The following is a 17,818-nucleotide window of genomic DNA, read 5'->3' as shown; positions in this document are numbered from 1 at the left end:
AGGAGGTGAGAAAGATAGCAACTAAAAAAATAAATAAAGAACTTATCAAGTCGGCTGTAATTAAAATGTTTGAAGAGACATATTCTGATACTGACATTGTAACCTCTGAAGTGATTGATAAATTGTTATTAGATATTGATATCAGTTCAGCACTAAATAAAATTGAAAGGGAAACAGCTGGAAGAATACTGAGTGTTGTAGCTGAAAGTCCTGAAAATGATGAGTTAGCACAAGAAATTAATAAAAGGTTTTCAAGTATTAAGTTCAATAGAATTATAAATCATTTAATAACGGCTAGATATTATGGCTATAGCTGTTTTGAGATTGTATATAATGAAGATTTTACTATTAATTCTTTAATTCCTATCCCTTATAAATATCTAACTTACAAAGATAAAGATAAAAAATGGATATTAAGAATAGGAACAAAAGAAATAGAACTTAATAGAGAGAAATTTTTATTGTGTATTCATAGATGGAATCCTGCAAATCCTACTGGAAAAACAATATTTAATACTTGTCAACAAGCATTTTTGGATAAAGAAATGTATTTAAGACAGTTAAGGGGACTAGCTCAAAAGTATGGCGATGTAATAGTTGTATATCCATATAATGAAAATCTTGATGAAAAAGAAGCAAGAGCTATAGGAGAAACTGTATTAAAAGCTAAAGGAAAAAGTGCAATAGGAGTTCCTGTTGACAGAACACATAGTTTAAAAGATAGTTTTGAGTTTATAAAATTATCTGATTTAGACCCTGAGATTTATACAAAACTATATGCAGGAGAAAAAGAGAAACTTATACAAAATTTATTAGGATCTACATTAACTCTAGAAGCAAGTAGCAGAGAGGGTAAAGGAACTAATGCACTTGGAGAAGTACACCAAGAAGGATTTGAACAAGTTATACAAGAAGTATGTAATTTCTGTGCAGATAGTTTATATCAATTAATTCAATTAGACAGTATCTATTATGGGTATGATCCAACACTCTTTATATGGAAACTTGAAAAAGTAGTAACTCAAGAGGAACAGGCAGAAATAGAGAAAAAACAGCAGGAGTTTATGGGGATTAAGTTAGATAACATTAATAAACTAGCAACAGCAGGATATGAGTTCGATGATAAATATCTTGGAGAGTATTTAGGGGTTGATTATAAGAACATTTTAAAAAAAAAGACAATAGCACCAGTGATAGAGTTCTCGGAAGACGAGGATAAAAAGTTATTTAATACCTTTGAAAGTGCAACTTTATTCAATGAATATATTATAAAAAGAATTGATGAGTTTATAAAGAATATTCATAATCAAATATTAGAGCAAATTTCTAAAATTAAAGAGGGAACGGATTTCTCATTAAACCTAGATTTATCAATGTTGGAAGATGATTTAATAATATCTTTTATAAAAGGATTTACAAATAATAAATCTATAACATATGGAGAGGTAATAAATGAATTTAACCCTTTTAAGATGAAATTTGATGAAGCCATTAAATCTTTCTTGGATAAAACACCTATCCTTTATGATGAGATAGAAGAGATAACTCAACAAGTAAGAAGTAATTTTGTATGGCTGAAAAAATCAACAGATTTAGAAGCTACTACAAGATTATTTGACAATATGAAGAAATCTTTAGAAGAGGGAACTACATTCAAGCAATGGTTAAAAGATTGTGAAGAAACTATCAATAAATTAGGTCTTGGAGAACAAGGCTATTATTTAGAGAATGTTTATAGAACTAATATGATGACAGAATATAGTATTGGTAACTACAAACAACAAATGGAGTGCATAGAAGATTATCCATATTGGGAGTATTGTGCTATTGAGGATAATAGAACATCTACTTTATGTAAAAACTTAGATGGTGTGGTTAAAAGGTTTGATGACCCTTTCTGGAGTGCTTATTATCCACCTAACCACTATCAATGCCGTTCATCTGTAATTTCAAGAAGTAAAGAAGAAATTAAAAAGTTTAATCTTAAGATATCGAAAAAAGAGATTGACATTGATGTGAAATCTTTTAAAGGAAATCCTGCCGAAATTTACTGGAGTAATATAAAAAATAATGCTCAAACTAAACAAGGAAGTTTCAAATGGGAGTAAAAATAAAAGACAGTAATCTTAAAAAGAAACTAAAAGAGATTGTCAAAAGAGCCAATAATTTAAAAGAGCCAATGAAAAAAATTTCTGTTGATATGAAAAGTGAAGTTCGAAGAAATATAGATGAAGAACATTCTTATGATGGAAAGCCTTGGAAAAAATCAAAGAGAGCTAAAGAACAAAACGGAGAAACATTGAAAGATAATGGAAGATTGTATGGACATTTTAGATGTTCGTCAGGAAGTAATTTTGCTAGAGTTGGTACAAATGTTATATATGCTAAAACAATGAATTATGGAGCTAAGCAAGGTAGTCTATGGAAAGGCACATATACAGTAAAAGCACATTATAGAAAAGTGAGATATAAGACTAAAAAAGGTCAATGGGCGAAAAATAGAAAAAGAATAAGAGTTAAATCACATACTAGAAGAGGACAAGCACCTTGGGGAGATATACCTGAAAGAAGATTTATGGGTATATCTTATGAACAAAAACAAAATTATTTAGAAATATTAACAGATTACATTATAAAAGGAAGGTAAATAGATGAAAATTACAGACATAAAATTTAGAACACCAAAAAATCAAGGAAATTTAAAAGCATATGTAGATATCACTTTTGATGAATGCTTTATAGTTCACAATGCAAAAATCATTAAAGGAAAAACTGGTTTAATTATTGCTATGCCAGCGGAAAAAAGAAATAAAAAATTTGTTGATAAAGTACATCCAATTACAACTGAATTTAGAAAATATCTTACTGAAGAAGTTGTAACAAAATATACAGAATTAAATAAATAAACGAAAGGAGGAATGACAATGCCTAAAATTTTTAAAGCAGGAGACTACGGAAGAAAAGGGACCTACTCAGTAGATAAATTAAAAAGCTGGGTAGGAAAAGAGTTTAACATCACAGCAGGACATGTTGGAGATTGGACAAAAAATGGTTACCCAGTAACAGCAATTCCTATTGCAGGAACTTGTAAAGTTACCGAGGTAGATGACCAAGGATATCTAATCGGAGAATTTGCATATAACTCATTAGGAGAGAGTATAAAGGACCAATATCCTAACTTATCTATCGGTATTGGAGAAGATGGAACTCCAAATCATCTTGCGATACTTGGCTATGCTCCACCACATTTAAAAGATTTAGATCAGTCTTTTAGTGAATTTTCTCAGGACCTAACAGCTATTGAGAAAGCTGAGATAATAGAATTTGCAGAAGAAGATGCACAAGGGAAAATTGATGAGTTTGCAGCTTATCTAAAAGGAGTAGATGCTTCTAAAATAAAACTTCAATCTTTATTTGATGTGATGTGGGATAAGGATAACGAGCAAAATTCAATAACTAGACTTAAAGCAGCAGGTTATACAGTAGAAAAAACAGCAGAATTTTCCCAAGAAACATTAAAAACTATTGCAGATAATCTTGGATTTGTAATTACTAATAAACCTGTAAATACTTTAACACCAGAAGAAATTTATTCAAGAGCAAAAGCAGAATTTACAAGAGAAGCAGAGAGAGAGGAAACAAAGAAAAATATAATTTCTAAATTTCCACCTGTAATGCACAAAATATTAGAATTTGCTATTGATAAAGCTTATGAAGAAACAGAATATACGAATATCATTGAGTTTTCAGAAGAAGAAAAAATGTCAATGGCAGATAAGTTAAAAGAATTTTCACAGGGAGAAAGTCCTTTTAAAGAACTTTTTAAAAACATTACAGGAACAATGGAATTTAATAGAGAAAATATTGAAGAAACACCACAAGAAAAAGCTAAAAGAGTAGCTAGTTTATATTAATTAAGGAGGAAGAATAATGGGTAGCTTTAAAAGAGAAGTAATAAAACCAAATAGAACTAATTTTAAAAGATTACAACCTGATATAAGAGTTGAAATGGGTAGTGGAGAAATCAAATATTTACAACCAGTCGCTCAAGATGATACAGACGGATTATTTTATGCTTATGTCAAAGATGATCCTAAAAAAGGTGTTATAGCTGGTCTATACACTGGAGAGGATGCAACTTTAGAAGCCAATGATTTAGGACCAGTAACTACTTATGTGATAGTTGCTAAAGAATCTATTCAAGGTGTTGACTGGGACACAGACAAAGCTCTTATATCTAAATTAAAAGCAGCAGGAATTATATTAACAAGCGAATTAAAAGCAACAGAGGAGGTTTAATAGATGAATAAAAGAATGATATATTTAATTTCTTTAATAGCTGAAATGGGGCAAAAATTAACAATCCCTCAAATATATTCAAAGAAATTTGAATCAAGTGGAAATGAATATTTATCACCAACAGAAAAAATTAGAATAGAGGATATGACAGATTTCTTCGTTACAGCAGGAATAGTAGGAAGAACAGAAGTTTTACCTATTATAGGAAAAGATGGTGGAAGAGCTATTGAATTAGAACCTGATGTAATAGGGGGACAATATCCTTATTCAGCTAGTGATTTAATAGAAGTAAAAGCAGGTGTTCCAACATTTACTCAAACAGGTAGTGAAATTCCTAGCATTGAACAATTAGAAGCTAAAGGAGCAAGAATTATTGCCGCAGCATTAAGAAATAGATTTGAAAAACAATGTGTAGATGTATTTTTCAAAGGAACTTATAAAGATAAAGATGGAAAAGTTTTAGAAGTTGGAACAAAATCAGATAAAACATTAAATTGGAACGGTAAAACAAAAATTGCTGATGAAATATTTGCTTTAGCTTTGGAATATCAAACAAAACATCAGGAGTTTCCAAAAATAGAAGTTGGATCTACTATATTCAATGCTTTAAAAAATGAAGCTCTTGTAGTAAATCAAAACTTAAATGGTGTTAGATTTGTTTATGGAGATAATCCATATATTGAATTAAATGGTGGTTTAAGAATAGATTTATTAGTTGGTGCTAAAGGAACTGATGATAAATTAGTAGACCCTAAAGATTTAATGGTATTCTACTCATTAAAAACTTTAGCTGTTGGTTATGGTTGCTTGATGTATGGAGATGTTAAATCAAATACATCTCATTTAGTTAAAGCAAAAACTATATCAGGAGATTTAAGAGTTGAAGAAATGACAGGTAGTGCAGGACTTTGGGGTAAATCAGCTCCAATGCCTTTAATTTTATCTGTTGATAAGTTTAGAAGATATAAAGTTACTATATCTGAGTAATATGAGGGGTAAATCCCCTCTCCTTTAAGGAGGAACAATGGATTTTATACCACAAATTACAATAGATTATTTTGAAGATGTGTATATAGAACACGTTTGTGATGTTCATCGATGGACAGAAGATGAATTTACAAAAAAATTAGAAGATGTATCTTCTACATCATTAAATAGAAAAGCTGATAGATTTATTACAACTTATCTCAAAAATAGAACTGAAAAATTGACCGAAGAAAACTGGATTTCAGCAAAAGAACTATATATTCAATGGAAATTGTTTGAAGGGATAGAACGAGAAAGAGAAAGTGAAGATAAAAAAGCAACTCTATTAGAATTATTAGAACTATTTAGAGATGAAGTAATAGAACTAGAAGAAGACAATATTGATTCTCAAAAAAAAATAGCAAAAATAATTGTTGTAGGTGAATCAAGATGATAAGAAAAAGACTTGAATATTTTAAAAGGTATTTTGAAGAAAATAATCCTCGTTGGAGAGTTTTTTACAAAGAAGATCTACCTGAAAATATATCTCCTAAAACTATTTATTTTGTTATCACAGGAGAAGAATATATAAAAAAACAAAAATTTATAGATTTTTCTATATTTTATATCTCATCAAGAGAGAAAGATGGACTTTTAGAGTTTAGAGAAGAGGTTCAAAAGTTTATAAAAAAAGATTTATTTAATGAATTTGAAACATCTAATTTCTTTCAAACTACAGGATATAAGATTAAATATTCGATAGATGATGAAAGAGAAACAATAAGAATCGCTGAAATTCAATGTACTTATGATTGTACAAGAGAGATTTTAGATGAAGAAAAGTTTTTAAATATAGAAAGATTAAATGATAAATATATTTTAAATGAGTAAAGAAGGAGGAAAAATGGCAGCATTAAATAAAAAATGTAAATTTCAATTGGAATTTATAGAGAGAGCCGCTGTTGTAATTTCAGGAAGTGTAAGAGGAGTTCTTGGTGTTATCATGTTTGATACAACTAAGGAAGATTTTACAAAAAAAGAATATTACTCAGCTGTTGAAATAGATGAAAAGGATTGGACTGCTGATAATTATAAGGCTTTAAAAGCTATGGCTTTTAGAGGTAATCCTTTTAAAGTAGTAGTATATAAAGCTACGAAAGAGAATTTTCAAGATGTTTTAAAACAGATAGCTATAGAAGAGCCAAATTATTTAGTGTGTCCTTTCACAATTGGAGAGGATAAACCTGAAACAACAGTAAGTGATTTAGAAACTTGGATAAATTCTATAAGAAATATAGAAACAGTTAAATTAGGTAATAATACATCTACAATAAAACTTATTGTAGCGTCTTCATCAAAACCAGATAAACCTTGGATAATTGACTATGATACTAGACAAACAGCACATACAATAGTTGATTTTGAAGAAAAAGCTTATACAGCACAAGAATATACTTTATGTATTGGTTCTTTATGTGCAGGAGCTCCTTTAAATGCTTCTATAACTAATATGGAGCAACCTTGGTTAAAAGCATTTACAACAACAGTAGATGATGAAAATACAGCTATTGGAGAAGGTAAATTACTTACATCTTATGATGGAAGTAAATATGTAATTCTTAGAGGAGTAACATCATTTACAACGGCAACAGATAGTATGAACAGAAGTTTTACTAAGATTAGAAAAATGGAGATTATGGACTTGCATCAAAAAGATATTAGAAATACTTTCATAAACTCTTACAGAGGAAAGTATCAAAATATCTATTCAAATAAATTATTATTCCTTGGAGCTGTAAATGCTTATCTTGCAACATTCCAAAAATCAGGACAATTAGACCCTGCAAATGAAAACAGAATGAAAATAGATACAGAAGCTGTTAAAAATTACATAATCTCTAAAGGAACATATAAAGGTAAACCTATTACAGAAGAAGAGGCTAAGAAATTAACTGAATATGATTTATGTAGAGCTAATACTGATGATATTGTGTTTGCATATATCCCAGATTATAAGCCTACTGATGTAATGGAAGATTTCAAAGGAGAAGCATATTTATAAAAGGAGGAGCAGTAAATGGCAGATTTTTTATTTAGAGAAAAAGACGTTGTGTCAGGAAGCTTCGGAAAATGCTATATAGGTGGAAGACACTGGGCAGAGGTTTCAGAATTTGAAGCTAAATTAAAACTTGATAGTAAAGATGTCTTATTAGCAGGTGGAGAAAAAGGAAAGAAAAACACTTCATCATCAATAGAAATAAAATTAAAGTTACAAAAAGTATTTTCTCCAGAGTTGGAGTTGTTAAAGTCTGTAACTTCAGGAACTTTAAATCCTATGACAACTATAAATATTCAATTAGATGACCCGGAGGCAAGAGGGGCAGAAGCATTAGCTTTTAACGATTGTATGTTTACTGGAGATATCGATTTAGGTTCATTTAAAAGTGGAGAACTTACAGAAAGAGAATTAACATTATCTTGTGTACCATCAAGAGTTGAAATCCTTGAAAGTATAGCAGATGTATAAGAAATAAATTAAAAATTTGAACATTGGAAATTGAATATTATCTGAGGAAAAAATATATCATTTCTTCAAAAAGTCCTTGACTTTTTGATATGGATAAGTTATAATATATACATAGGGAGGAGGTGAAATATCGTGCTTGAGAAACTAAACACTCTTCTCGGCATTGTAGCCAATGCCATTGTTATTTATATCTTTATTAAAGAAAAAATAGATAACAATAAGAAATAACAGCTGGGAGGTAGCTCCTCCCACTCCCTATAACTTAATTAAAAAGGAGATGAATATTTATGGAATATTTAAAAATAATTCAAGCAATAACAAGTATTGTAGTTATAATTTTAGGAGTGCAATATATCAGAAAAAATAGAAAAAAATAAAAGAACTAACCAAAAATGATTAGTCCTTTTAACATCGTGCTTGAGTTTTGTTTGTAATAAGATTATAACTTATTTTTATCAAAAAGTCAAGGGGGAACTATGGTAAGACCTATTGGAATAACCAAAACAAAAAGAATGTTTGGATATAAATATACACCAGAAGAGTATGAAGAGATGACAAAAGCTTTAGAAAAATTTAAGGCTGAAAATAACTGTACCACTTCAAAAGCTCTATATATTTTGATAACACAAAAAAATAAATAAAAAATGAAACCTCAGAGTAAAATCTGGGGTTTTTTATTTAAAAAAATAAAAAAAATCTTATGATGTAATGGAAATGAAAAGGGAGTAAATAATCTTTACACCCTTGTAGAAAGAATTTTAAAAAACCTCTTGACTTATTCGCTACAAAAGTATATAATATTTTTGTAGCGTAAAAGTGAGGTGATGAAATGGAAGCTACTAAAAAGAAAATGGGAAGACCTATTATCGGAAAGCCTAAAACAGTTGAAATTAGAACTAGAGTAGATGAAGACTTAAGTGATAAAATTAATTCCTACTGTGAAAAGAAAAAAATTACAAGAAGTGATTTTTTAAGAAAGGGAATAGAAATGGTCTTACAAGACGATAAATAAAAAGAGATAGATTGCAGTTTCTCAGGCTCACAAATCTATCTCCACACCAAAGCGAACTTTGATAAATCCATTATATCATAAGTTCTCTTGGTTGACAATATTAATAATCAGGAGGAAAAGAGATGTTAGAAAATAAAGAAGTATCTACATTAAGAGTTTTAGATTTACTTTTTAAAACTGCTGAAGAAATTAACGAAGACCCAAAAGAAGTTTTTGAAAAAGTTTGTAAAAAATGTAGCTTCACTATTCCAAAAATAACTGTAATAAAACTTATCTCTGAAAAAGATTTTGGAGGAATAAAAAAGGGAAATGAATTAATTTTTGATGTCTTTAAAAGAAAACTAGAAAATAATAAAATTTATGTTTTTACATATAAACGTGAAAATATTTATTATGAAGATTATGGGAGATATAATTCAGAAGATAATTCTCTAATAGTAGATAACGAAGTTAAATTTAAACTAAATGGGTACTTTAACATTTTAGGACAATTAACAGAAATTAGTGGTAATTTATAAGGAGATGATACAATGGATAATTTACAAATAATAGATGAAAGAAAATTATTTGGAAAAGATTTTAAAATATATGGAGATATAGAAAATCCATTATTTTTAGCAAAAGATGTAGCAAATTGGATAGAACATAATCAAGTAGCTAGAATGATGGAAATGGTAGATGAGAATGAAAAGCTGATGTGCTCAATAAGCACCTCAGGTCAAAACAGAGAAATGTGGTTCTTAACAGAAGATGGACTTTACGAAGTATTAATGCAATCGAGAAAACCTATTGCAAAACAATTTAAAAAAGAAGTTAAGAAAATCTTAAAATCTATCAGAATGAATGGTATGTATGCCACTGATAAATTATTAGATAATCCTGATTTGGCTATTCAAGCATTTACAAAATTAAAAGAAGAGAGAGAAAAAAGAAAAGCATTAGAAATTAAGATAGAAGAACAAAAACCAAAAGTTATATTTGCTGAAGCTGTTGAAACTTCAAAAACTTCAATTCTTATTGGAGATTTAGCAAAGCTTATAAAACAAAATGGAACTGATATGGGACAAAAAAGAATGTTTACTTGGCTTAGAGATAATGGGTACTTGATAAAAAGACAAGGTAGTGATTATAATATGCCTACTCAAAAAGCTATGGAACGTGGACTATTCGAGATAAAAGAAACAGCAGTAACTCATTCAGACGGACATATTACAGTAAATAAAACACCAAAAGTAACAGGAAAAGGACAGATATATTTTATAAATAAATTTAAAAAAGTTAGTTGATTTCTAAAATAAAGACAGAAAGAATTGAAATTCCTGATATAAAAGTACCTAATATAAAAGTCGAAGTTCCAAAAATAAATGTTGAGATACCAAAAATTCTTGATGTTGAAGAAAAAGAAAATAAATAGTTTTTTAAATCCTCAGATGATATTCATTTGGGGATTTTTTATTTGCAAAAATTTAGGAGGAAAAATGAATATAAAACAACTTATAGAAAATGCAGAGAGAATAAAAAATAAAAAGGATATAAAAAGAACTAGAAAAACAGTTCTTATTCAAAGATTTAAAAAAATGGGACTTGAAGAGCCTTTTGTTATTTTAGAAAAGCCTACAACAATTCAAATGTTAGGTATTTAAGAAAGAAAATCAGAGGCTTATGGAATTGCTGAGTGTATGATAACTCCTGACTTAAATGATAGAGAACTACAAAAAACATTTGGAGTAAATAATAAAGAAGCTTTGCTTAAAAAGATGTTCACAGAAGAAGAATTGCAGGATTTATCAGCTATTGTTGGAGAAATGATTGTTACTAAATCACAAGCTCAAATTGTCGACGATATAAAAAACTTATAAAAACAGATTCTGATTTATTCAGGATTTGTATTTGGAGTTTAAAAGGGCATAGAGTTTTTAATAAGCCTTTATTAAAATTAAATCTCATAGAAAGACTGTTTTTAGATGCTTGTTTTAAACTTGAAATTGAAATGAAAGGAGGTAAAACTTAATGGCAGAAAGAGAATATATTGAAATTATTACCTCCGTAAAAGGTCAAGAAGAGGTATCAAAACTCAAGACAGAAGTTGATAAGTTAGGAAAAGAATCACAAGAAACTGGAGAACAGGTAGAAAAATTTGATGATAGTATAACTAATGCAACAAATAAATCTAAAACCTTAACCCAAAGATTAAAAGAGTTAGCTCACCAATTTAGAGCAACAGGTCAAGAGAGTAATAAATCATCTACAACTATATTAGGAGCTGTTAAGAAATATGTTGCTGTGGGAACAGCAATAGCAGGGTTAAAAAAAGCAACAAATATTTTTACAGCTTTTGATGACGAGATGAGAAAAGTACAAGCAACAGCAGGAGCGACAACAAAAGAATTTGAAGCATTAAGAAATCAAGCTAAAGATTTAGGGTCAACAACATCTTGGAGTGCTAGCGAGGCAGCACAAGCTCAATTTGAGTTTGCAAAGGCAGGATTTACAGCTAATGAAATATTAAAAGCAACACCAAGTATATTAAATACAGCAATAGCAGGTCAATTAGATTTAGCTGAAGCTACTTCAATTACAGCAGGGGCTTTAAGAATGTTTAAATTAGATGCTCTTGAAAGTGAAAGAGTTGGAGATGCTTTAGCAATGACAGCCAATACTACTACAACAGATATTAGAGGACTTGGAGAATCTTTAAAATATGCAGGACTTGGAGCTACAGATTTTGGATTATCTTTGGAACAAACTTTAGCACTTCTTGGAACTTTAGGAAATAATAAAATAGATAGTTCAATGGCTGGAACAGGTTTAAGGAGTGTATTTTCAGCTTTGAAAGATAAGAATAAAATAAAATTATTAAATAGTGTTGATATTCAACTTACAGAAGATGGAAAATATAGAAATTTTCTTAAAATTTTAGATGATATAAAACTAAAAACTAAAGGTATGGCAGAAGCTCAAAAACAAGCTTTTATGAAAGATGTTTTTGGAGAGCAAGGAGAACTTGTAATAAGTGCTTTGTTAAAAACAGATAGTGATAAAATTAATGACCTGATATATAAACTAGACCACGCAAAAGGATATAGCCAAAAACTAGCTGAAACTTTTGAAAAAGGATTAGGTGGAAGTTTTAGGGGACTTAACTCAGCTATTGAGGGGCTAGCAATATCTTTTATTGATAACTTTGCACCAGCTATATCTGTTACTGTCAATTCTATATCTAGTGCTGTAAATAGTTTATCATTATTCTTTGATTGGTTAAACAATGGAAGTTTAGGAGCTAGAATTTTATCAGGTGCTGTTATAGGATTAACAGCTATTTATACAGCTCATATAATTAAACTAAAAGCTGTAGCCACTTGGACAGCTATAAATAATTGGTATAAACAAGAGGGAATAATACAAACAATTATATCTACTGGAGTTCATTATGGATTAGCAACAGCTCAGGGTGTTGTAACTATTTCTACTAAAGTTTTATCAGGGGCAATAGCAATGTTAAATGGAGCTTTAGGATTATTAACAGCACCAGTTCTTTTAGTAATAGCTGTAGGAGTTGGCTTAGGAGCTATATTCTATGATTTATATAAACGTTCTGAGAAATTTAGAAATGGTGTTAACTCTTTAATAGAAAAAATAAAAGAATTATGGGGTTGGATAAAAAAATTCACTGGAGTAGGTGTCCTTATAGATGTTGGAAAAGGCGTTGTAAATGGTGTTAAAGATTTATTAGGATTTGGCCAAAAAAATAAAACAGTTATTCAAGGATCTGAAGAAGAAAATAAAAAGAAGATTACAAATACAGTTGAAACTGAAACTAAAAATATTGATAATTCAAAAGGAAAAGGTGTTAATACAGATTATTTATTACTGGGAGATAATACTCAAGGAAATTCTAGCAATAAAAAATATATTCATAATGGATATTATTTAAAAGGCACTAAAAATCTTAGCAGTACCTCAGTAAATAGTGCAATTACTAACAATAAAAATATTGTTGATGCATCAAAATTTGAAGATAAAAAAAGAAATGAAGAAAATGATTTTTCAACTTCAAACAATGTTTATAACTCCTATTCTACTTCTCAAAACAAAGTTATAGAAAAATCTCCTGAAGAAAAAATTGTTGAATTATTAACAAATATAAAAGATTTGTTAAGTTCTAAAAAATCAAGTGATTCAAAAGTTCAAATTAATGTAACAAAAGAATCTAGTGAGGATATTCTATCTCAAGTTGTAGAAGATTTAACAATAGCTCTTGGAAATATATAGGAGGTAAGAACAATGATTAATGAGGCATTAGAAAGATTGAAAAAGACAAGTCCTTTGGCTAAAATTGATACTAAAACACAATTATCAGAGTGGGCAACTCAAAAAATAACAGGTGGAGTTGCTAGTAATATTAATTCATTATTAGGAAAAACTAACTTATTAGATAAAGTTTATGCTTTTTCAAAAGTTATGAGAAATATTAATATTTCTATTGTAGAAGAGAGAAATGGAGTAGAATTATCTATTTTTAAATTTCCTTTAGTTCCTGCAAAAATTAATTTCACAGCCAATAATATTGAAGAATCTGTTGATACAATAGCTGGAAAAATAAACTATTTAAAAGACACAGATTTTCATAAAATAAGTTTTAGTTCTTTTTTTCCTGCTGTTTATTATCCATTTTCATCTAACTATGAAATGTTTGGAATGACTTGTGTTGAAACTTTGGAAGAAATGAAATTAAAAAAAACTCCTTTAAAATTAGTTATAACAGGAATCGGAATAGTTCAAAAGGTATATATTACTAAATTTGAATACAATACGACTTCAGAAAGTGATATTGAATATACTATTGAGTTCAAGGAAGCTAAAGATCCAAGTATTTATGAAAATATTTCTAAAAGTTATTCATTCAAACCATCGGCTTTTGATTTAAGCAAGTAGGTGAAATAAATGATTAGAACTTATTGTATAAAGAATAGTGAAAATAGAACTATTGATATAACTAATGTAGTTAAAAATGAAGCTAAACTTAAAAAAAATATAAATGAATTTGCTTGGGTATTAGATTTTAACATAACAAGAAATAATATTTTTAACAATATAGAAGTTGGAGATATTATTGTTCTTAAACTTGATAATAAAGAAATATTTTCAGGAATTGTTATTACTGGAGATATTACAAATTTGACATTTAAAGCAGTAGATTATGCTTGGTATTTCAATAAGAACGAAGAAATATATCAGTTTGAAGATGTTGAAAGTTCTATTGTAGTAAGAAAGTTAATTGAAACTTTTGGTGGAAAAACAGGAAATATTGAAACTACAAATACAGTGGTGGATAAATTTTATTTTGGTAAAAGTTTAGGATCTATTATAAAAGAGATTATAAAAAATATAAAAGATTTAGAAAATCAAGAATTTAGATTTTTTTACAGAGATACTAAATTTCATTTTGAAAGAAGTAAAAAAAATAAATATTTAAGAAATCAATATCTACCGATAAACTCGTTAAAAGCTGTTTTAAATGATTATTCATTTAATGCCTTGAATTATATCAAAGAACCTAAACGAAAGCTGTCTATTGAGGGAATGCACAATGCAATTAAAGTTTATAAAACCTCTGGAAAAGAATATATTCAAATAAGTGGAGCAAGAGATAAAAACAATATAGACAAATATGGATTAATGCAGAAACTTGTATCTTATAAAGATAACGATCTTAATGGTGGGAATGTTACAGCAGACAGCATCTTATCACAAGAAAACAAAGTTAAGGAAATAATATCTCTTGAAATTCCAACATTGAGTGAATTTATTTATGATGGAGAATTATTAAATCTTAATTATGAAAAGTATGGAATAAAAGGGGTATATGAAGTTAGAGGAATAACATATATATTCACAAATCATAAAGATATATTTTTAGCAACAATTGAGCTAGAAAGGGTGTAATGATGAAAAAAGATGAAAAGTACTATAAAAATATAAATACTCTAGCTCAAATCATAAAAGCTAGAGATAATCCTAAATGGTTAGGTGCTATCACTGGAGAAGTTGTAAAAGCTCCTCCTGAATTAGAAGTTAAACTTGAAAATGGAGTTATTATAAAAAATCATAAAATTATGATTAGTATAGAAAAAATTATAGGTTATAAAAGAACATTTTCTATTGTAGGAAATATAACTGATGAAAATATGACTGTTCAATCAAGTAGTATGACAAAAGCTGGACAAGGACCTCACGAACATACATTAAAAAGTTTTCAAGCTAATGGAGATTATAAATCTACAGGAAGTATCGAATGGACAGACACTTTAAAAGTAGGAGATAAAGTTCTTATGTTGCCTACAAATAAAGAGGAATATTTTTATTTGATTGATAGGGTGGTGAGGTTATGACATTGCCTGTAAGTTATTTGAAAATTACTGATAGTATAAATGAAATTGAGATAGAAAAAGAAATTCAAACCAAAGAAATTATAAAAGAAAAAGATGTTGTTTTTGATTTTGAAAAAGGAGAATTTGTATATAACGGATTAGAACCTGAAAGAATATTTGATAGAGTTGAAATTATTAAGCAATGGATAAAAAAGCTGTTCTATACTGAAAGAGATAGATGGAACTGTTATATAAAAGATAGTGGTTATCCTTTTGGTATAAATCTATATAAATATAGAGGGCAACAATTATATCCAAATATGGATTTGATAGAACTTATAAAAGATGATATTTATAATTCACTCTTAAATCACAGGGATATAAAAGAAGTTCATTGTTTGCAACTTATTCAAGTTGATGACAAGATGTACTGTGGTTTTATTATAGAGTTAGAAGAAGAGAGTTTTGAAATGGAGGAGGTGTTGAATGTTAAATGACAGAAAATGAAGAGAGAATTTTGAAAAAAATTGAAGATATGGCAGAAAGTATATCTTATAACACCTCAAAAGGAAGCTTTGCAAGAGATATAATTTCATCTGTAGCTATTGAAATGGTAAAAGAAGAAGATGACTATTCGAAGCAATTAGATAAAAGACTTATTGATACAGCTACTGGAATAGACTTAGATGTTACTTGTGCAGACAAAGCTCTTAAAAGAAGAGAAGCGATAAAAGCAACAGGAGAAGTAAAAATTACAGGAGTAAATGGTAGCATAATAAAAAAAGGATATATCGTTGTTAACTCATCTACTGCAACAGAATATGAAATTATGGAAGAAAAGACTATTGAAAATATATCAACAATAGTAAAAATTCAATGTAATAAAGCTGGAGTAATAGGAAATTGTGAAGTAGGACAAATTAATAAATTTGGAGAAGAATATATAGGTTTATCAAAAGTAGAAAATTTAAAAAATATTACTAATGGTAAAAATATTGAAACAGATGAAGAATTTAGGATAAGAGCATTAGACTATATAAGAAAACCTCGTATTTCTTGGAATCAATATGTTTTTGAGGATAAAGCAAAAGAAGTAGAAAAGGTAGAACATACTCATTGTATTCCTCGGTTTAATGGGGCAGGAAGTGTAAAACTTGTTATAACTGAAAAAGATTCAGAAACTGTGTCAGAAGAATTAAAAAAGAAAGTAAAAGATTATATCGATTTAGAAATTATTTCTGATATAAATCTTGTTGTTGAAGGAGTACAGATTAATAAAGTTGATATAGTTATCAAAGGAACTATTAGCTCTGATTTTAATGATGAGGCAGCAAAAACAAAATTAATTGAAGTTCTTAATAATTTCTTTTTTGAGAATCTTTTTAAACAAAAAATATATTATTTCGATATCGTTGAAGTTATTCAACATTCAGGTTGTATAACAAAAATAGGAGATGTTACAGTTGCTGGAAATAGAAATGATATAGCTTTAAATGAAAATAAATTATGCAAAGTAAATAACATTATAATAAATAAATTATAGAAAGAGGGAAAGTGAATATGGCAGGACTTACACACATAGGAGAAAATTTAATTATAAATGATTTTTTTAGAAAAAAAAATTTTTATTTAGGACTATTAAAAGCAGACCCTACTGATAATGCTTCAAATATTCAGGAAGTTGAAGGAGCTTCTTATAAAAGACAACAAATAACATTTGAAGAACCTATTAATGGAGAAACTTATAATAGTAATGATATTAATTTTCCAGTTGCAACAGAAAACTGGGGTTGGATTACTCATGTTGGATTGTTTGATAGTTCTTCTGGTGGGAAATTAGTAGCTTATTCAGGGCTTGATTATAAAAAAGAAATAAGGGCAGCCGATATTTATAAAATTCCAAAAGCTTTTTTTATTTTTAAAGTTGATTAGAGGTTGATTATATGTCAAAAATAGCATTAAAAAAATATGTTGAAGAACAATTAAATTTTAAAATAGAAAACTATCTAGATGATATTGTTCACGATTTTGCATTTAATACACAAGATAATTTAATATTCAAATCAAAAATAACGGCTAAACAATTTATAACTATAAAAAAAGATTTGTTGGAGTTAAAGGCTAAGACTATTATTACAGTTTTAGGTGTAGCAGTATCTAAAGATTTTATTGAGAGAATTTTAAATAATTTACCTATCTACGAAAGAAAAGAACCTTTGATAGTTGAATTAGCAAGAGCTATCTCAAGAGAATTACAAAGAATTGAATTAAAAAAAAGTGAATATATCTCAAGTTTATCAGTAACTACAGCAACAGCAGTTAGTTTAAAAAGACTTGAAAAAATATATGGTATCAATCCAAATTATGAATTAGGTGTAAAACTAAGACAAAACATATTAATTGCTAGAGAAATCACTAGATACAGCACCTTTAATTTTGCTTATATTTTAAAAATGTGCGAATTATTTCTCATTGAAAAAATTGATGATATTATTGATCTGTACCCTGTCAAGTACTCAATTTAATTATCAACATTTTTTTCTTTAAATTTCCTATATTCTATTTGATCTGTACCCTGTCAAGTACTCAATTTAATTATCAACATTTTTTTCTTTAAATTTCCTATATTCTATTGGACTTCTA

25 protein-coding genes are annotated in these 17,818 nt (G+C 28.3%); all 25 read left to right on the top strand.

Annotation, left to right across the window (positions count from 1 at the left end; all coding sequences use genetic code 11):
- Positions 1–5: 5 nt before the first annotated feature.
- On the top strand, positions 6–2,108 hold the full coding sequence (locus I6E15_RS01990) for a phage portal protein family protein (protein WP_235243773.1): 2,103 nt from the start codon (positions 6–8) through the stop codon (positions 2,106–2,108).
- The gene (locus I6E15_RS01985) at positions 2,099–2,647 is read left to right on the top strand and encodes a phage virion morphogenesis protein (protein ID WP_235243771.1); all 549 of its coding nucleotides are present in this window, start codon (positions 2,099–2,101) and stop codon (positions 2,645–2,647) included. The genes I6E15_RS01990 and I6E15_RS01985 overlap by 10 nt, the downstream gene beginning before the upstream one ends.
- A gap of 4 nt (positions 2,648–2,651) precedes the next feature.
- Positions 2,652–2,906 (top strand): SpoVG family protein, encoded by a 255-nt coding sequence (locus I6E15_RS01980; protein WP_235243769.1) that lies wholly within the window; start codon positions 2,652–2,654, stop codon positions 2,904–2,906.
- A gap of 18 nt (positions 2,907–2,924) precedes the next feature.
- Complete coding sequence (locus I6E15_RS01975) at positions 2,925–3,914, top strand: hypothetical protein (protein ID WP_235243767.1); 990 nt, start codon at positions 2,925–2,927, stop codon at positions 3,912–3,914.
- Positions 3,915–3,930: 16 nt separating this feature from the next.
- A complete protein-coding gene (locus tag I6E15_RS01970) occupies positions 3,931–4,299 on the top strand; it encodes a hypothetical protein (RefSeq protein WP_235243765.1) in 369 nt (122 codons plus the stop codon).
- A 3-nt stretch (positions 4,300–4,302) separates the two neighbouring features.
- Complete coding sequence (locus I6E15_RS01965; RefSeq protein ID WP_235243763.1) at positions 4,303–5,286, top strand: hypothetical protein; 984 nt, start codon at positions 4,303–4,305, stop codon at positions 5,284–5,286.
- Positions 5,287–5,323: 37 nt separating this feature from the next.
- Positions 5,324–5,719, top strand: coding sequence for a hypothetical protein (locus I6E15_RS01960; RefSeq protein ID WP_235243761.1), 396 nt, complete (start codon positions 5,324–5,326; stop codon positions 5,717–5,719).
- On the top strand, positions 5,716–6,156 hold the full coding sequence (locus I6E15_RS01955) for a hypothetical protein (RefSeq protein WP_235243759.1): 441 nt from the start codon (positions 5,716–5,718) through the stop codon (positions 6,154–6,156). Before I6E15_RS01960 ends, I6E15_RS01955 begins: the two co-directional genes overlap by 4 nt.
- A gap of 13 nt (positions 6,157–6,169) precedes the next feature.
- Complete coding sequence (locus I6E15_RS01950; protein WP_235243758.1) at positions 6,170–7,327, top strand: phage tail sheath C-terminal domain-containing protein; 1,158 nt, start codon at positions 6,170–6,172, stop codon at positions 7,325–7,327.
- A gap of 15 nt (positions 7,328–7,342) precedes the next feature.
- Complete coding sequence (locus I6E15_RS01945) at positions 7,343–7,792, top strand: phage tail tube protein (RefSeq protein WP_235243757.1); 450 nt, start codon at positions 7,343–7,345, stop codon at positions 7,790–7,792.
- Between the two features lie 476 nt (positions 7,793–8,268).
- Positions 8,269–8,433, top strand: a complete 165-nt coding sequence (locus tag I6E15_RS01940) for a hypothetical protein (RefSeq protein ID WP_235243756.1) — start codon at positions 8,269–8,271, stop codon at positions 8,431–8,433.
- A 188-nt stretch (positions 8,434–8,621) separates the two neighbouring features.
- Entirely contained in the window at positions 8,622–8,804 is a 183-nt protein-coding gene (locus tag I6E15_RS01935) for a ribbon-helix-helix domain-containing protein (protein WP_235243755.1), read from the top strand.
- A gap of 122 nt (positions 8,805–8,926) precedes the next feature.
- Entirely contained in the window at positions 8,927–9,322 is a 396-nt protein-coding gene (locus tag I6E15_RS01930; protein WP_235243754.1) for a hypothetical protein, read from the top strand.
- A 12-nt stretch (positions 9,323–9,334) separates the two neighbouring features.
- Positions 9,335–10,090: a phage antirepressor KilAC domain-containing protein gene (locus tag I6E15_RS01925; RefSeq protein ID WP_235243753.1), complete on the top strand. Its 756-nt coding sequence runs from the start codon at positions 9,335–9,337 to the stop codon at positions 10,088–10,090.
- A complete protein-coding gene (locus I6E15_RS10150) occupies positions 10,087–10,218 on the top strand; it encodes a hypothetical protein (protein ID WP_268827903.1) in 132 nt (43 codons plus the stop codon). The genes I6E15_RS01925 and I6E15_RS10150 overlap by 4 nt, the downstream gene beginning before the upstream one ends.
- Positions 10,219–10,282: 64 nt before the next feature.
- The gene (locus I6E15_RS01920; protein WP_235243751.1) at positions 10,283–10,447 is read left to right on the top strand and encodes a hypothetical protein; all 165 of its coding nucleotides are present in this window, start codon (positions 10,283–10,285) and stop codon (positions 10,445–10,447) included.
- 36 nt (positions 10,448–10,483) lie between these two features.
- Positions 10,484–10,663 carry a phage tail assembly chaperone gene (locus I6E15_RS01915; protein WP_235243749.1) on the top strand — a complete coding sequence of 60 codons (180 nt, stop codon included), beginning with the start codon at positions 10,484–10,486 and terminating at the stop codon, positions 10,661–10,663.
- Between the two features lie 151 nt (positions 10,664–10,814).
- Positions 10,815–13,076 (top strand): phage tail tape measure protein, encoded by a 2,262-nt coding sequence (locus I6E15_RS01910; RefSeq protein ID WP_235243746.1) that lies wholly within the window; start codon positions 10,815–10,817, stop codon positions 13,074–13,076.
- A gap of 12 nt (positions 13,077–13,088) precedes the next feature.
- Positions 13,089–13,739, top strand: a complete 651-nt coding sequence (locus I6E15_RS01905; RefSeq protein ID WP_235243744.1) for a hypothetical protein — start codon at positions 13,089–13,091, stop codon at positions 13,737–13,739.
- Between the two features lie 9 nt (positions 13,740–13,748).
- On the top strand, positions 13,749–14,750 hold the full coding sequence (locus tag I6E15_RS01900) for an XkdQ/YqbQ family protein (RefSeq protein ID WP_235243742.1): 1,002 nt from the start codon (positions 13,749–13,751) through the stop codon (positions 14,748–14,750).
- Positions 14,751–14,752: 2 nt separating this feature from the next.
- Positions 14,753–15,196 (top strand): DUF2577 family protein, encoded by a 444-nt coding sequence (locus I6E15_RS01895; protein ID WP_235243740.1) that lies wholly within the window; start codon positions 14,753–14,755, stop codon positions 15,194–15,196.
- Positions 15,193–15,672, top strand: a complete 480-nt coding sequence (locus I6E15_RS01890; RefSeq protein ID WP_235243738.1) for a DUF2634 domain-containing protein — start codon at positions 15,193–15,195, stop codon at positions 15,670–15,672. Before I6E15_RS01895 ends, I6E15_RS01890 begins: the two co-directional genes overlap by 4 nt.
- Complete coding sequence (locus tag I6E15_RS01885) at positions 15,669–16,718, top strand: baseplate J/gp47 family protein (protein ID WP_235243736.1); 1,050 nt, start codon at positions 15,669–15,671, stop codon at positions 16,716–16,718. Before I6E15_RS01890 ends, I6E15_RS01885 begins: the two co-directional genes overlap by 4 nt.
- 17 nt (positions 16,719–16,735) lie before the next feature.
- Positions 16,736–17,107 carry a phage tail fiber protein gene (locus tag I6E15_RS01880; RefSeq protein ID WP_419180945.1) on the top strand — a complete coding sequence of 124 codons (372 nt, stop codon included), beginning with the start codon at positions 16,736–16,738 and terminating at the stop codon, positions 17,105–17,107.
- An 11-nt stretch (positions 17,108–17,118) separates the two neighbouring features.
- Positions 17,119–17,700 (top strand): hypothetical protein, encoded by a 582-nt coding sequence (locus I6E15_RS01875; RefSeq protein WP_235243732.1) that lies wholly within the window; start codon positions 17,119–17,121, stop codon positions 17,698–17,700.
- Positions 17,701–17,818 lie beyond the last annotated feature (118 nt).

The organism is Fusobacterium perfoetens (assembly GCF_021531475.1).
GTDB lineage: Bacteria > Fusobacteriota > Fusobacteriia > Fusobacteriales > Fusobacteriaceae > Fusobacterium_B.
Note: the sequence above shows the minus strand (reverse complement) of the source record. Positions and strands in the feature narration are given on the sequence as shown.

What these genes read in the sequence shown, in the direction of transcription:
- I6E15_RS01985 (WP_235243771.1), top strand. Translation starts at nt 2,099, where the DNA reads ATGGGAGTAAAAATAAAAGACAGTAATCTTAAAAAGAAACTAAAAGAG.
- I6E15_RS01980 (WP_235243769.1), top strand. Translation starts at nt 2,652, where the DNA reads ATGAAAATTACAGACATAAAATTTAGAACACCAAAAAATCAAGGAAAT.
- I6E15_RS01975 (WP_235243767.1), top strand. Translation starts at nt 2,925, where the DNA reads ATGCCTAAAATTTTTAAAGCAGGAGACTACGGAAGAAAAGGGACCTAC.
- I6E15_RS01970 (WP_235243765.1), top strand. Translation starts at nt 3,931, where the DNA reads ATGGGTAGCTTTAAAAGAGAAGTAATAAAACCAAATAGAACTAATTTT.
- I6E15_RS01965 (WP_235243763.1), top strand. Translation starts at nt 4,303, where the DNA reads ATGAATAAAAGAATGATATATTTAATTTCTTTAATAGCTGAAATGGGG.
- I6E15_RS01960 (WP_235243761.1), top strand. Translation starts at nt 5,324, where the DNA reads ATGGATTTTATACCACAAATTACAATAGATTATTTTGAAGATGTGTAT.
- I6E15_RS01955 (WP_235243759.1), top strand. Translation starts at nt 5,716, where the DNA reads ATGATAAGAAAAAGACTTGAATATTTTAAAAGGTATTTTGAAGAAAAT.
- I6E15_RS01950 (WP_235243758.1), top strand. Translation starts at nt 6,170, where the DNA reads ATGGCAGCATTAAATAAAAAATGTAAATTTCAATTGGAATTTATAGAG.
- I6E15_RS01945 (WP_235243757.1), top strand. Translation starts at nt 7,343, where the DNA reads ATGGCAGATTTTTTATTTAGAGAAAAAGACGTTGTGTCAGGAAGCTTC.
- I6E15_RS01940 (WP_235243756.1), top strand. Translation starts at nt 8,269, where the DNA reads ATGGTAAGACCTATTGGAATAACCAAAACAAAAAGAATGTTTGGATAT.
- I6E15_RS01935 (WP_235243755.1), top strand. Translation starts at nt 8,622, where the DNA reads ATGGAAGCTACTAAAAAGAAAATGGGAAGACCTATTATCGGAAAGCCT.
- I6E15_RS01930 (WP_235243754.1), top strand. Translation starts at nt 8,927, where the DNA reads ATGTTAGAAAATAAAGAAGTATCTACATTAAGAGTTTTAGATTTACTT.
- I6E15_RS01925 (WP_235243753.1), top strand. Translation starts at nt 9,335, where the DNA reads ATGGATAATTTACAAATAATAGATGAAAGAAAATTATTTGGAAAAGAT.
- I6E15_RS01920 (WP_235243751.1), top strand. Translation starts at nt 10,283, where the DNA reads ATGAATATAAAACAACTTATAGAAAATGCAGAGAGAATAAAAAATAAA.
- I6E15_RS01915 (WP_235243749.1), top strand. Translation starts at nt 10,484, where the DNA reads ATGATAACTCCTGACTTAAATGATAGAGAACTACAAAAAACATTTGGA.
- I6E15_RS01910 (WP_235243746.1), top strand. Translation starts at nt 10,815, where the DNA reads ATGGCAGAAAGAGAATATATTGAAATTATTACCTCCGTAAAAGGTCAA.
- I6E15_RS01905 (WP_235243744.1), top strand. Translation starts at nt 13,089, where the DNA reads ATGATTAATGAGGCATTAGAAAGATTGAAAAAGACAAGTCCTTTGGCT.
- I6E15_RS01900 (WP_235243742.1), top strand. Translation starts at nt 13,749, where the DNA reads ATGATTAGAACTTATTGTATAAAGAATAGTGAAAATAGAACTATTGAT.
- I6E15_RS01895 (WP_235243740.1), top strand. Translation starts at nt 14,753, where the DNA reads ATGAAAAAAGATGAAAAGTACTATAAAAATATAAATACTCTAGCTCAA.
- I6E15_RS01890 (WP_235243738.1), top strand. Translation starts at nt 15,193, where the DNA reads ATGACATTGCCTGTAAGTTATTTGAAAATTACTGATAGTATAAATGAA.
- I6E15_RS01885 (WP_235243736.1), top strand. Translation starts at nt 15,669, where the DNA reads ATGACAGAAAATGAAGAGAGAATTTTGAAAAAAATTGAAGATATGGCA.
- I6E15_RS01880 (WP_419180945.1), top strand. Translation starts at nt 16,736, where the DNA reads ATGGCAGGACTTACACACATAGGAGAAAATTTAATTATAAATGATTTT.
- I6E15_RS01875 (WP_235243732.1), top strand. Translation starts at nt 17,119, where the DNA reads ATGTCAAAAATAGCATTAAAAAAATATGTTGAAGAACAATTAAATTTT.